This window comes from Paenibacillus tianjinensis (assembly GCF_017086365.1).
In the GTDB taxonomy this organism is placed as follows: Bacteria; Bacillota; Bacilli; order Paenibacillales; family Paenibacillaceae; genus Paenibacillus_AQ; species Paenibacillus_AQ tianjinensis.
Map to the genome: position 1 here is coordinate 1,984,109 of NZ_CP070969.1, position 13,834 is coordinate 1,997,942.

The following is a 13,834-nucleotide window of genomic DNA, read 5'->3' on the forward strand; positions in this document are numbered from 1 at the left end:
GATGAATTCAGAATGTGGATATATGAGAAAAAGCTGCAGTATCCAGTACGGGTGGGCAAATGCGATGTGAGAATGGCGCGCTATCTGACAGAGCAGTACGGCGGTGCAGACGGGGAATTGGCGGCGGCGCTGCGCTACATGAACCAGAGATATGCGATTCCCGATAAAGTAATCGGCGTACTGACAGATATTTCGACTGAAGAATTTGCCCACCTTGAAATGATTGCCACCATGATCTATAAGCTGACGAAAGATGCCTCCGTTCAGGAGCTTGAGGCTGCTGGTCTCGGCCCGAATTATGCACAGCGTGACCATGCGCTGTACTATCAGAACTCGGCAGGCGTACCCTGGACCGCAGCTTACATCCAGGCCAAGGGTGATCCGATCGCCGACCTCTATGAAGATATTGCGGCTGAAGAAAAAGCCCGGGCTACATACCAGTGGCTGATCGACATGACCGATGATGTGGATCTGCAGGACAGTCTGAAGTTCCTGCGGGAGCGGGAGATTATTCATGCGATCCGCTTTAAGGAGTCGGTACAGATTCTGATCGAGGAGCAAGGGAAGAAGCGGGTGTTCTGAATATGGCCTCCCGTGCCGTTACAGGAGCAGGCTGTACACACAAAAACCGTGGATTTTATTCGCGGTTTTTTTGATGGTACGCCCAGCATGGGCGTCATCTCTAGGGTGAAAGTCCCGAGCGGGGGCTGGCAAGCGCCTACCGTTAGCCAAGGGCAAGGGTGTCCACCGTGAGGCGGAATCTGAAGGAAGCCGGAGGCAAAAGCACGACCTGAGGTACACGAATCCAATTTGAGGCGGTTGCAGCCGGATGAGTCACCCATACATGACAAAATCCAAAGCTGCCAAGGGCTGCAGCCGTAAACTTGGGCAGGTGCGGGCGGAAAGATGACGTTCTTATCTGGGGAGGCCTGCCGGAGGGGCAAGGAAAAAAAACTTGTAACCGTAGCCGAGAGGCTGCGCTGAACCGGCAGGAGTCAGCAGAGGCCATAGTACGTAAACTGCTGCAGCGTTTACGGAAGGGCTGAACCGAAAGGAGAGAGGAAACCGATGCGTTCGCATGAAGTGCAAAGACAGCAGAATATCTCGCAAGAGAGCTTACGGCAAAGAGAAGCGGTGAAGCCGCCAGGGTATGCCGGAGCGCCGAGTTCTTCGTCGGCACAAATCGCCCCTTCCTCTCGCGAAGCAGAGAGCAACTTGCTGGAGCGAATGCTCGAAGGAGACAACCTTCGGCTCGCGTATAAACGAGTGGTACAAAACGGAGGAGCGCCCGGTGTGGACAATGTAACGGTAGCGAATCTACAAGCTTATTTGAAAACACATTGGGAATCGGTGAAAGCCGAACTCTTAGCGGGGGCTTACAGACCTGCGTCAGTCAAACGGGTGGAAATCCCCAAACCCGGAGGCGGTGTGAGGCTGCTAGGCATCCCAACCGTTATGGACCGTTTTCTCCAGCAGGCGCTTCTACAAGTCATGAACCCGATCTTTGACGCAGAGTTCTCCTGGTATAGCTATGGCTTTCGACCGGGGAAAAGTGCACATGACGCCGTGAAACAAGCGCAAAGATATATCCAAAGTGGCCTCCGGTGGGTCATAGACCTCGATCTGGAGAAATTCTTTGACCGGATAAACCACGACATGCTGATGGCAAGAGTGGCGCGGAAAGTGACAGACAAAAGAGTACTGATCCTGATTCGTGCGTATCTGAACGCCGGAGTTATGGTGAACGGAAAGCTGGAACGTAGCCGGGAAGGAACGCCCCAAGGCGGTCCGCTCAGTCCGCTTTTGGCAAACATTCTACTGGACGATCTGGATAAGGAATTGGCCGGACGCGGGCTGCGTTTTGTACGCTATGCGGACGACTGTAATATCTTTGTGGCGAGTAAACGAGCGGGCGAACGGGTCATGGAATCGGTTAACCGATTTGTAGAAGGAAAGCTGAAACTGAAAGTGAACCGGGATAAAAGTGCGGTAGCAAGACCGTGGCACCGAAAGTTCTTAGGTTTCAGTTTCCTGAGTCAGAAGCAGGCAACGATTCGATTAGCTCCGAAAACAATCTCGCGATTCAAGGAAAGAATCCGTGAACTAACGAATCGAACGTGGTCCATTTCCATGGAAGAGCGAATTCGCCAAGTGAACCGGTATGTGATGGGGTGGCTTGGCTATTTCCATCTGGCGTCGGCGAAGAAACACCTCCAAACGCTGGACCAATGGATTCAGAGGAGGCTGCGAATGTGCCTGTGGAAACAATGGAAACGAGTGCGCACACGAATCCGCGAACTCCGGGCGCTTGGGGTGCCCGAGTGGGCCTGTTTCACAATGGCAAACTCACGGCGAGGCGCATGGGAAATGTCCCGGAACACAAATAATGCCCTTCCCACTTCCTACTGGGAAGGGAAAGGGCTGAAAAGTTTGCTTTCACGTTACTTGGAGCTTTGTTAACCTTTTGGAACCGCCGTATGCGGACCCGCATGTACGGTGGTGTGAGAGGACGGGGGTTAGCCGCCCCCTCCTACTCGATTGCTCCTATAAAGGCTCGCCAGTTGCGGGGAAATAAGCCGGTTGCCACCTAGCTGCTGCTGAATAATATCTTCTATGAGATAATAGCAATACTGGTATTTGATCAGCACAGAGATCGGGGGATGGAAAAGGCTATGGTATTTGAACGGTGGCGCGGCTTCGTGCGGGCGTGGCAGGATTATCCGCTCAGGGAAGGAGCATGGATCGGTAAACGGTACCAGATTGAGTCCCTGCTGGGTGAAGGAAGTTACGGGCTTACCTATCGGTGCTTCGACACTAAGGAGAAAACTCTTGTGGCAGTCAAACAGTCCAGACCGAGTAAGAAAGCGGCAGGGCGGGCTTTGCTGGGCAAAGAGAGCACGATTCTGCGGGCCCTGAATCATCCCAATATTCCAGTGTGCCGTGATTACTTCGAGTACAAGGGCTTGAACTGGCTGGTAAGCGATTATATTGAAGGGAAAACGCTTGAAGATAATATCTTTGCTGAGCATATGGTTTACGGGGAGCGGGAGTGCCTGGCTACAACGCTGAAATTGATGGAGCTGGTATCCTATGTTCATTCGCGCGGCTTTGTTCACCTTGATCTGCGGATTCCAAATGTAATCCTCCGGGATAAGGAGCTGTACTTAATTGATTTCGGACTGGCACGGGAGATCGGTGAAATTGAGAGCCCCGGTGCAGGGCATGAGCCGAAGCCGGAAGAGATGCCGGAACGGATGCCCCCGGTTATCGCCTCAGATTTGTATTATGTTGGACAATTAATGCTGTTTATGCTGTATTCCGCTTACCAGCCTGAACCGGGAGGAGCAGAACGGAGCTGGCGGGAAGAGCTGGATTTGTCACCTGAAATGCTGCATATTCTAACCCGGCTCCATGGAGAGCAGGAAGCTTATGAGAATACTGCTTCTTTTGTCCGCGAGGCCGAACAATTCTATAAGAGTCTGCAGTAATGTCCTGCCAAAAAAGAGGCACCTTCAACCCAATGTCATTAAGATAAGCTCAAAGATAAGACTCGCAATAAAATGGAATCCAAAACGGCATGGGGAAAAGCCCTGTGTCGTTTGTTTTTTGTGCAAACAAGGAAAAAAGCGTACAACAAACAAAGCGCATAAAATATCCGCTTAAAAAATGTTCATATGAAATGAATTATGCTACTCTGTAGACGAAGCTAACGACTGATTTCCAGCGGATTTTGCGCGTATTCTGCTGTCCTGGGCGAAGGGATCGAATCGGCAAAATGTTTTTTCGAATCAGTGCTTCGACATCGGGCGGGGGTTCATCGTCCCGTGAGCGCAAGAAATGTCTACAAACATGAACGGCAACCGTGAAGTTGACTTGGTAAGGGTGGCGTTTATCCGTTTGGGAAATGACTACGTGCGAGGTAGTCATTTCAACGAAATTGTACAGGATCATTCTTGCGAATATCTCTTGGGCGATGGACTCTTGTTTCTTTGCGTGAAAACTCGTCAGTCCGACGGTATATTTTAAGGCCCTAAAAGAGGTTTCAATACCCCATCGCATGTTATAAATCGATTTGATCTCACCGGGTGGAAAATCAGCGGCAGAAAGATTCGTAATGACCGTTTCATAAACGCCGCTCGGCAGGATGAAACGAACTACCCGAAAGGAAATCGGGTAAAACAAGTTCTCCCGCAAATCCAAAAAATCAAAGGTAGATGTGGAAGGGACGAACTTGTATATTTCGGGAAGAGCCTTGACTTCTTTGGTTTGTTTTTTGGTAAGTGTCAGATGAATGTCAATATCAAACGCTCCACCAGAGGGCAGGCACAATCCGGATAGAATACCATTCGAACTCAAATCCTTAACCCGGACAACATAGTTCCACCCTTTGCGTTCCATATGCGCAAAATTGTTGTAACTTTCATACCCTCGATCGGCGATAACAATCGTTTTTCCTTGAATCGGGGAACGGTCAACCATAGCAGCCAGCGCCTTTCCCTCGTTACACAATCTTCGTGGCTGAACGATGGCATCTACGTAAAGTCTGTTGCATAAGTCATAGGCTGCGTTCAAATGCAGAAGGTTGTAGCCTTTCATATTCGGTTGACTTTGGAAATAGGTGTCCGTATCCGACCGGTCCGTTGCGATATGCAAATCCGAACCGTCAATGGCCAGTAATTGATACCCTCGGTAGCGCTTGATATCCGTATAGGACTCTGTAAATTTGTGAAACAAGAATTCTACAGCAGAGGGCAGGATTTTATTCCTCTGCTGGACAAAAGCAGAAGTGGTTGCGGTGGATACGTCGTAGCCCTGCGATTCCAAGAGTTCCTTATATAGGCTGTTTCCTCCCATAGAAATCAGGAGGTGCATAACCGTTTCAAAGGGCAGCTTTTTCTTTCGGGTAAAATCTTTTTCTGGGTTTTTGACAAAAGGTGCGGGTTCGGCTGACATTTCTCGGATGAGGGATGTCAGCGTTTCTTTTAGCGCATTTGCGTACTCATTCATTGGCGTAACCTCCTTGTTGTTTCAAGGGGCTTCGCCACACATTTTTATTTTTTTGTCAAGTCTTATTCTTCTTTTTGTGCAAAAAAAGAGCGGGCTATCTTTTCGATAACCTGCTCTTTTTCATAATTTTTGGCTCTATGCTTTAACTTAATGACATTGACCTTCAACCCACAGGGTAGAGGTGCCTTATGTTTTGTACAAAATGGTTAAGCCGGAGTTAGCTTGAGCTGCCGTAGCGGTTCTTATAGTATTTATGTCCGGTTCCTCCATGGCGTGAGTCCGAAGACGAGTGTCTCTTGTATCCATGGCTGCTGCTGGAATGTCTGCTATATACAGGCCTCCCTTTGTGACTGCTTGAATATCTGCGGTGTCCGCCTGACTTGGAGTGCTCCATGGAGTGCAGCACTTTGCCGAGTATTTTTTTAAGCATCATGTTTCCTCCTCTTGGGTGGTTTAAGCCGAATTAGAACGACTTTAATCTATATTTACCCCTTAATACGATATTGTTACCTGCCGGTTTCGATGGCGTAAAGTAAGTTGTGTACCAAGATTTGGAGCCTAGTCAGGCAACAAAAAAGTAGGGTATTCTCGGGATTGTCGAAGTCCACCAAGAAAGGAACCCTACTCGATGACTATTCTACCCGAAAACATGTTAAATAATCTATTTGAAAATCTTGTCACCCAATTTGTAAAAGATAATCTAGAGTCCATTATGAAAGCGGAAATCCAGCAATTCATGACCAGTGAAGAAGCCGGGAACCACAACAGCCGCAACGGATACTACACCCGGGATCTACACACGAAATACGGAAATGTAGAGGATCTGGCCGTTCCTAGGGACCGTCAAGGAGCCTTCCAAACGCAGTTGTTCGAGCCCTACCAGCGGCGAGATGGATGGCTAGAGGAGGCTGTCATCCAGATGTACAAAAGTGGTATGGGAACGCGAGATGTGGCCCGGTTCATTGAAAGTATGTTCGGCAGCCACTATTCACCCACGACCGTTAGCAACATTACAGCTACGGTACTTGACGACATTCATCAGTGGCAGAAGCGCCCGTTAAACAAACGCTACTCCGTTATCTACCTGGATGGCCTATATGTGAAACTCAAGCGCAGCACCGTTAGCGGAGAAGTCGTTTATTTCGCCATGGGGATCGACGAAGACGGTCACCGCCAGATCCTTGGCTTTTACGTAGGCGGCCAGGAGAGCGCAAACGGCTGGCGCGAGGTGCTCAAAGACCTCTACGACCGTGGTGTCCAGGAAGTCTTGCTGGGCGTGTTTGATGGGCTTCCGGGACTCGATGCAGCGTTCCGTGAAACTTATCCGAAGGCGGATGTGCAGCATTGTATCGTCCACAAAGTGCGTTCGACCTTTCCGAAAATTCGAGTTCAGCACAAAACGGAAGTCATTGAAGATCTGAAGACCATCTACACGGCTGCAGACCATGATCTGGCCCGGGCTGCGTTTGACACGGTGAAGGCCAAATGGGGCAAGCTCTACCCGAAAGAAATGCGGTCCTGGGAAGAACAGTTACCGACGCTGCTGACCTTTTACAAGTATCCCGTGCTCATAAAAGAAGCCATCTACACATCCAATCCGATTGAACGAATGAACAAGGAAATTCGAAAACGCCTGAAGCCGATGAACAGCCTCACGAATATGGATGCGGCAGAGAAAATTGTCTACCTGGACGTCATCGATTACAACGAACGTTTTAGCGAACGGGTCATTCGCGGCTTCGGCGATCTGGAAGTAAAGAAGAAACTAAATGAGATGTTTGAAGAGCGATATCCAGCGCAGGCAGAGCCAGAGAAGTAACTCGAAATCCCTTGTTCTTTGGGGCGGGGTCTCCCCCGCCCCAAAGAACATCTGCACTTACCAACGAACACCCGAGAAGTTACATTCTGCTCTCTTACACAAACTTCTTGACGCTACCCCGGTTTCGTGTTTTATCCTCAACTTGACCGGCAGGCGAAGCCTAAATTGACAACATCCGCTGAAATATGTCATAATAACCTGACGATCGTCAGGGAGGTGTCAGAAAGTGACTGCACACGCGATTGAGCAGGCTGCCTTAGCGCAATTTGCAGAAAAGGGGTTTGAAGGCGCCTCGCTTGCAGCGATTGCTCAGGCTGTAGGAATTAAAAAACAGTCCATTGCCACCTATTTTCCGAAGAAAGAGGATTTATTTATGGCTGTTTTTCATGGTATGGCCAAGCATTATATCGGATTCCTGGAGCAGCTGTATCAGGACATCGCGGAGGCACCGGTGGAAACCAGGCTGCGGGAAATAGTATATAAGAACTATCAGTACAGGGCCGGGCATCCGGCATTGACCGCTTTTTACAAACGGGCTGTGCAATTTCCGCCTCCCTTCTTCAAAGAAGTTCTTCTGGAGCAGATTAGTATAATGGAGCAGCGGTCAGCGGTGTTTTACCGGTCGATTTTTGAAGAAGGAATGGTGAAAGGCGAGATCAGGCGCCAGCAGGCTGATAGTCTGCTCTCCGCTTATTATTGTCTGCTGGACGGGATCGCGATGCAGATGTTTTTTTATGAAGAGGAAGACTTCGAACGTCGCCTGGAGGATATCTGGACTATATTCTGGGCAGGGATTAAACAAACATAGCAGGGAAAGGGAGGATTGGCATGCGGGCAGAACGGGTTACAACGGGCAATCAGCTTGAGGAAGCCTTTCGGATTAGGCGGGAAGTGTTTGTGGAGGAGCAGGGTGTGCCGCTGGAAGATGAATTTGACCAGTACGAACAGAGCACAGAGCATATTCTGGTCTATCATGAGGAGGATGCACCTGTTGGCACGGCACGCCTGAGAGTTGTGGACGGATGGGCGAAGCTCGAACGGATCTGTCTGCTTGCACCTTACCGTAAATCCGGGATCGGGTCGTTTATCATTGCTACACTTGAGCAAATGGCGGCTGAACAAGGGCTTACACGAATGAAGCTGCATGGCCAGAAGCAGGCGGAGGGTTTTTATCAGAAGCTGGGCTATGAGACGGGCTCTCCGGTATTTATGGAGGATGGGATTCCTCATGTGTTAATGGTCAAATGCATATAATAAAGAGGCTGTCCCATAAGTAGATTTTTTCGAGTAGAGACAGACCCTTTTCATTATTCAAAACCGAAAAACGTCAACAATGTAGCGATTCTCCTGTTATTGGAGGATCGCTGCTCTGCGTTTTTGGTCGTTTGCAGCTTGCTTCAGTAGATTGTGGGCAAGGGAAAGCCATCCGACTTCAAGCGTCACTTTTTCCATGCCGCGAAGCAGAAACCGCCGGAAACCCCGGTTGTTCTTTAGTTGTCCAAATACACTTTCTGGTTCTGTCATTCGACGTACGGCCAAAGTGAAGCCTTCCTCGCTTTGCAAAATTGCCCGAGCTTGTTTCTGGTACCGCAGTCGTTCCAGACTGACAACCACTTCCCGATTTCCTTCGGCTTTCGTACATCTTTCCTTCAGTGGACAGCCCACGCAGCTCTGGCTACGGTAATGACGTTTTCGGATTTCATATCCACTCTCTAACGTTTCCTTGCTTTCTTTGCGAAAATGCAGCGTTTGTCCGGCGGGGCATGTCCATGTATCCACGGCTTCGTCGTACGTCCAGTTCTCAATCTTTCCGATATTCTCTTTCCACGCTTTGCTCTTTTCTTTGTGGTAGCTGCCGTATTTGACCACGGCCTTCACGTGTTCGTTTTCCAAATAGGCATAATTTTCTTCACTGCCGTAGCCGGCATCCGCGATCACCGCCCTCGGAAGTCTCCCTAGGATCTGCCGCACCTTTTCTAAGTGCGGCTGTAAACAACGCGTATCCGTCGGTCTTTGGTGTAGACTGTACGCCAAAATAAACTGGTTTTCGGTGCCGATCTGTACATTGTAGCCGGGTTTGAGTTGACCGTTTCGCATGTGATCTTCCTTCATCCGCATGAAGGTGGCATCCGGGTCCGTCTTACTAAAGCTGTTTCGGTCCCCGAGCAGGTTTTGGTATTGCTCATATTTCAGCAGTCTCGGAAACAGATCCTTACGGAGCCTCCGAACCGCTTTTTTCAATGGCTTGTTCTTGGGCTTCTTCAGCAGTTGCGACTCTAACGACTGGGTCATTTGTTCAAGTTTCTCACTGTCGATCTCGGCGGACTCGCCAAGTTCGCTCAGATCCTGGCCGCGGTGTTCCTGTTCTTCTTGTTTCTCTACAGCCTCAATGTCGGCAAACAATGCATGTACCTTTTCTTGCAGCTTGGCTTTATGCTTACTAACGGCTTTACCCCACACGAAGGTATAGCGATTCGCATTTGCCTCTATTTTTGTGCCATCTACAAAATAATGCTCGAAGGAGATGTATTTCTCGTCCGCCAGAAACTGAAGCACGGCGGTAAATACCATTTCTAGGACGTCCTTCATCCGCTGAGAACGAAAGCGGTTGAGCGTGCGGAAATCCGGGCGTTGTCGTCCCGCTAGCCACATGAAGGGAATGTTTTCTCGGACCGCTTTGGCGATTTGCCGGGAGGAATAAATGCGCTGCGTATACGCATAGATAATGACTTTGGTGAGCATTTTAGGGTGGTAGCTGTCACGGCCGCCACCGGGATAGGCAGCGTCAAAGATGGTGTCGTCTAGCCGATTGACGGCTGCGTTAACGACACGAACGAGGTGGTTTTCGGGAATATCTTCTTCCAGATCCATTGGCAAGCAAAGTTGGTCCATGGTATATTGAATGTACAAAAGAAACCTCTCCTTTGAAATGGTTGTGTGGTAACTCCATTTTACCAAAGGATGGTTTCTTTTTTGTGCGATTTTTAAAGATTGTAGATCCATTTCCCGCTTAAACAGCGGAGAGGACGGAACGATTGTGGAAAAGCGGCAGCGGTCGCCTTGGTCTCCGGATTTTCACCGCTAAGGGGAATGAAAAAAATCTGGAGAGCACAGCGATTGGAACAACGGTCCGTTCGCGGAGCGTCCACCCAAGTGCTCACGTTGATCCTACTTAAAAAAACAGGGGCTATCCCAAGCAGCCATTTCATGGCTTTTGGGACAGCCCCTTCCCGTAAAACGGTACGGATAAATATGAAATTACTGGCGCAGTGTCTTGAGGGCTCCGCTCCAAGCCAGCACCTGATCAAGCATTGCATTTACATTGGCAGTATGCAGGTCAGCCGGTTTGAAGACACTGCCGTTCTCAAAATCGGTGAACAGCGATAACAGAGGGTGTACCCGGACATCCGCCACCTGCAATTCACCCAGAATTCCCCGGAGATGCTCCGCTGCACGCGCACCGCCTGCGGAACCATAGCTGACGATACCGGCGGCTTTGTTATTCCATTCTTCACGGGCGGAATCAAGGGCATTCTTGAGTGCTCCTGTTACACTGTGGTTATATTCCTGGGCGATAAATACAAATCCGTCTAATGTCGCAAGCTTAGCTGCCCACGCCTGTGCAGGTGCATAATCGTCGCTTTCACCAAGCAACGGCAGTTTGAAGTCAGCAATATCTACGATTTCATAGTTGGCATCCCCACGGGCATCTGCAATACTTTTAACCCATTCACCGACCTGTGGACTTACGCGGCCTTGACGTGTGCTTCCCAAAATAATTCCGATGTTTAAGGTTGTCATTTAAATTTCCTCCTAATTAATTGTAATTGGATCGTGTTAACCTTTGTTGATTTTATTATAGCATATTACTTTTATAAAGCAAGTGTGCTTTAGAAACTATTAATCTATTATTCTATTTTTGCAAGCCGTACTATATAGGCGTATAATCAGATAGAAATTAGCGGCAAACTGTTCTAAAATAAACATTGTGCATGGAGCTGCTGGCTCTAAGAAGGGCCGGATATAGAGGATATCTGAGAGGAGAAGTGTGGAATGAAGTACCGCAGATTAGGCGGAACAGGGCTGAAGGTCAGTGAGATCAGTCTGGGAAGCTGGTTAACGTATGGCGGATATGTGGAAAAAGAGAATGCTGTTAAAGCCATTGAAACCGCTTACGGATTAGGCGTTAATTTTTTTGATACAGCGAATGTATACGAAAAAGGCGCAGCTGAAAAGGTCCTGGGCGAGACCCTGCGCGGATTTCCCCGTGAATCTTATGTTCTGGCCACCAAGGTGTTTGGTGTTATGGGAGACGGGCCGAATGACCGCGGTCTGTCACGCAAGCATATCACGGAGCAGTGTCATGCGAGCTTGAAGCGGCTTGGCGTAGAGTATGTGGATATTATGTACTGTCACCGCTATGACCCGGAGACACCGATCGAGGAGACACTGCGGACATTGGATGACCTGGTCCGTCAGGGTAAGGTGCTCTATGTCGGGGTAAGTGAATGGACGGCTGCACAAATGACTGAAGCTCTGGCGGTTGCCGATCGTTATCTGCTGGATCATATTGTGGTTAACCAGCCGATTTATAATATGTTTGAGCGGTACATCGAGAAGGAGATTATCCCGCTCGGCGAACGCAAAAGGATTGGACAAGTCGTTTTCTCTCCGCTGGCCCAGGGGTTACTGACCGGCAAATACAGCTCTGCAGCGGATATTCCTGCGGACAGCCGTGCTGCTAAGCTGGACTGGATGCGCAAAGGGGTTACGGAAGAGAAAATCGCCAAGGTGCATGAGCTGGGTAAAATAGCTGCAGAGCTGGATATTTCGGTGGGCAATCTGGCCCTGGCCTGGATTCTGCGGCAGCCTAATGTAGCAAGTGCGCTGGTCGGGGCCAGCCGTCCGGAGCAGGTGGAGGAGAACGTTAAGGCTTCAGGCGTGGAGCTGACGGAAGAGGTATTGTCGCGTATTGCTGAAATTATCGGCTAACGGATTAATTAAGAGAGAGGAGCAGATACAGATGAAGGTACTTTTTATCGGAGGCACGGGTTTAATCAGTGAGGCTGTCTCAAGGCTGGCCGTGGAACGGGGAATGGAGTTGTATCTGTTCAACCGCGGGGAACGGAATGAATTCGTACCGGAAGGGGCGCAAGTGATCCAGGGCGATATCCGCGATGCGGCGGGGGCTGCTGCGGCACTAAAGGGTTATGAATTTGACGTCGTGGTGGACTGGATCGCCTTTACGCCGGAGCATGTGCAGTCGGATATCGAGCTGTTCGCCGGCAAAACGAAACAGTATATCTTTATCAGCTCGGCATCTGCTTATCAGAAGCCGCAGAAGAATTATCTGATCACCGAAGAGACCCCGCTGGTTAATCCGTACTGGCAGTATTCGCGTGATAAAATCGCCTGTGAGGAGCTGCTGCTGGAAGTGCACCGTACCAGCGGTTTCCCGGTTACGATTGTCCGTCCTTCGCATACCTATGGAGTTTCGGCGATTCCGGCGGCATTGACCAGCTGGGCCCATCCGTGGTCGCTGGTGGAACGCATCCGCAAAGGGCAGCCTATTGTGATTCATGGTGACGGCACTTCACTCTGGACCCTGACCCATAATACGGATTTTGCCAAGGGCTTTGTCGGCCTTCTGGGGAATCCTGAAGCGATCGGTGAAGCGTTCCATATTACTTCCGATGAATCGCTGAACTGGAATCAGATTTATGCTGCCATCGGAGTGGCTGCCGACAGAGAACCGAAGGTGGTGCATATCTCCACAGACTTTATTGCAGCGTATACCCCAGCGGGGACAGCCGACGGACTGATTGGTGACCAGGCGGTGAGCAGTGTGTTCGACAATAGCAAGATCAAACGTCTGGTACCGGAGTTCACAGCAACCGTTCCGTTTGCTGAGGGAATTCATCGATCGGTTGAATGGTTTGAAGCCCATCCACAGCTCTGTACCGTGGATACGGATTGGAACAAAATGCTGGACACGCTGATCAGCAGACACGGCGTTGATGCCAAATTGCTCAGTTATTACGTGTAAGAGAGATGCGGTAAGCCTTACGAATCCTATCCGAATTTTGCAGCGGGCTCCCACCTGGGAGTCCGTTTTTAGTATACAAAGAAATCTGCTGCAATCCTTAATAAATCACCGCCTTTGTTAAATAGGCCCGGCTGTGTAAGGTAATGGCATGATTCGGGGATTTCTGAATATACTCTCACTACCGAATTTCCTCTAAAAGGAGTCCTGGCCATGCCGACACATCCGTATGTCTCCCGTTTCTTTGTGAATGCCGATGCCCGCCGAGAAAAGCTGATTTTTGATTTGCCGGAATCCTGGTGGAGCCAGCCTTATGAATACGAATGGTGTACAAACTTTATCTCGCCTCATGATGTGGTGCTTGATGCCGGCTGTGGGATTTCCCATCCGCTAAAGTTTTATTTGGCCGGATATAGCTCCGAGGTCTACGCTTGCGATATCGATGCCCGGATTTTGTCGCAGGAGGCGGTTATCCAGGAGATCGCTGACGATATCGGCATCGAATCAGCCAAGCAGGTCATGGACAGAAGCACTGCAAATCTGCACCTGACGCAAGCGGATCTCACGAAGCTGCCCTACGCGGATGAAAGCTTCGATACTATTTTTTGCATCTCCGTTATTGAGCATTTATCGGTGGAGGACGCTGCCCTGGCCGTGCGGGAGTTTCACAGAACGCTGAACGGAGAAGGGCTCCTGGTGCTGACTTTTGACTATCCGATCGTTAATCTGGCCGTTATGAACGATTTGCTGCTTCAGGCGGGATTTCAGTATTGGGGGGAGACGGACTTCAATCTGCCGGCAGATGCGCTGCGTACCGATAACGGGGGCGGTCTAAACTGTTTCCGGGCCGTATTGAAAAAAGCGCAAATCTAGCAGGACTTTATACTCTTTAGACAGGTATCCTTTTCCAGTATAGTAGATAGCATATCAAATAAAAGGGGTCTAAAGAATTGCGCAGATTTGCT

At 49.7% G+C, this 13,834-nt stretch carries 13 protein-coding genes; 9 read left to right on the forward strand and 4 right to left on the reverse strand.

Going from position 1 to position 13,834, the window contains the following annotated elements:
- The first annotated feature begins 12 nt into the window (after positions 1-12).
- The 3 genes from JRJ22_RS08500 (at position 13) to JRJ22_RS08510 (ending at position 3,488) form a co-directional block, all read left to right on the forward strand.
- Positions 13-582 (forward strand): manganese catalase family protein, encoded by a 570-nt coding sequence (locus JRJ22_RS08500; protein WP_206104064.1) that lies wholly within the window; start codon positions 13-15, stop codon positions 580-582.
- A 486-nt stretch (positions 583-1,068) separates the two neighbouring features.
- Positions 1,069-2,460 carry a group II intron reverse transcriptase/maturase gene (ltrA, locus tag JRJ22_RS08505; RefSeq protein ID WP_206104065.1) on the forward strand — a complete coding sequence of 464 codons (1,392 nt, stop codon included), beginning with the start codon at positions 1,069-1,071 and terminating at the stop codon, positions 2,458-2,460.
- Positions 2,461-2,672: 212 nt separating this feature from the next.
- The gene (locus JRJ22_RS08510; RefSeq protein WP_206104066.1) at positions 2,673-3,488 is read left to right on the forward strand and encodes a serine/threonine protein kinase; all 816 of its coding nucleotides are present in this window, start codon (positions 2,673-2,675) and stop codon (positions 3,486-3,488) included.
- A gap of 196 nt (positions 3,489-3,684) precedes the next feature.
- On the opposite strand, the gene JRJ22_RS08515 is transcribed toward JRJ22_RS08510, so the two are convergent.
- Complete coding sequence (locus tag JRJ22_RS08515; protein WP_206101841.1) at positions 3,685-5,007, reverse strand: IS4 family transposase; 1,323 nt, start codon at positions 5,005-5,007, stop codon at positions 3,685-3,687.
- 217 nt (positions 5,008-5,224) lie between these two features.
- The gene (locus tag JRJ22_RS08520; RefSeq protein WP_232381078.1) at positions 5,225-5,440 is read right to left on the reverse strand and encodes a hypothetical protein; all 216 of its coding nucleotides are present in this window, start codon (positions 5,438-5,440) and stop codon (positions 5,225-5,227) included.
- A 195-nt stretch (positions 5,441-5,635) separates the two neighbouring features.
- Here JRJ22_RS08520 and JRJ22_RS08525 point away from each other — a divergent pair, with 195 nt between their 5' ends.
- The 3 genes from JRJ22_RS08525 to JRJ22_RS08535 all read left to right on the forward strand — a co-directional run bounded on the left by JRJ22_RS08525 (position 5,636) and on the right by JRJ22_RS08535 (position 8,080).
- Positions 5,636-6,826 carry an IS256 family transposase gene (locus JRJ22_RS08525; protein WP_206103410.1) on the forward strand — a complete coding sequence of 397 codons (1,191 nt, stop codon included), beginning with the start codon at positions 5,636-5,638 and terminating at the stop codon, positions 6,824-6,826.
- A 226-nt stretch (positions 6,827-7,052) separates the two neighbouring features.
- A complete protein-coding gene (locus tag JRJ22_RS08530; RefSeq protein ID WP_206104067.1) occupies positions 7,053-7,634 on the forward strand; it encodes a TetR/AcrR family transcriptional regulator in 582 nt (193 codons plus the stop codon).
- Positions 7,635-7,654: 20 nt separating this feature from the next.
- Complete coding sequence (locus JRJ22_RS08535; RefSeq protein WP_206104068.1) at positions 7,655-8,080, forward strand: GNAT family N-acetyltransferase; 426 nt, start codon at positions 7,655-7,657, stop codon at positions 8,078-8,080.
- 96 nt (positions 8,081-8,176) lie between these two features.
- Here JRJ22_RS08535 and JRJ22_RS08540 read toward each other — a convergent pair whose 3' ends face one another.
- Both JRJ22_RS08540 and JRJ22_RS08545 read right to left on the reverse strand, forming a co-directional pair.
- On the reverse strand, positions 8,177-9,736 hold the full coding sequence (locus tag JRJ22_RS08540) for an IS1182 family transposase (RefSeq protein WP_206103179.1): 1,560 nt from the start codon (positions 9,734-9,736) through the stop codon (positions 8,177-8,179).
- Positions 9,737-10,084: 348 nt separating this feature from the next.
- Positions 10,085-10,627, reverse strand: coding sequence for an NADPH-dependent FMN reductase (locus JRJ22_RS08545; protein ID WP_206104069.1), 543 nt, complete (start codon positions 10,625-10,627; stop codon positions 10,085-10,087).
- A 252-nt stretch (positions 10,628-10,879) separates the two neighbouring features.
- On the opposite strand from JRJ22_RS08545, the gene JRJ22_RS08550 reads away from it, so the two are divergent.
- The 3 genes from JRJ22_RS08550 to JRJ22_RS08560 all read left to right on the forward strand — a co-directional run bounded on the left by JRJ22_RS08550 (position 10,880) and on the right by JRJ22_RS08560 (position 13,742).
- Positions 10,880-11,818, forward strand: coding sequence for an aldo/keto reductase family protein (locus tag JRJ22_RS08550; RefSeq protein ID WP_206104070.1), 939 nt, complete (start codon positions 10,880-10,882; stop codon positions 11,816-11,818).
- A 31-nt stretch (positions 11,819-11,849) separates the two neighbouring features.
- Positions 11,850-12,872 (forward strand): SDR family oxidoreductase, encoded by a 1,023-nt coding sequence (locus tag JRJ22_RS08555; protein ID WP_206104071.1) that lies wholly within the window; start codon positions 11,850-11,852, stop codon positions 12,870-12,872.
- A 210-nt stretch (positions 12,873-13,082) separates the two neighbouring features.
- The gene (locus tag JRJ22_RS08560; RefSeq protein WP_206104072.1) at positions 13,083-13,742 is read left to right on the forward strand and encodes a class I SAM-dependent methyltransferase; all 660 of its coding nucleotides are present in this window, start codon (positions 13,083-13,085) and stop codon (positions 13,740-13,742) included.
- Positions 13,743-13,834 lie beyond the last annotated feature (92 nt).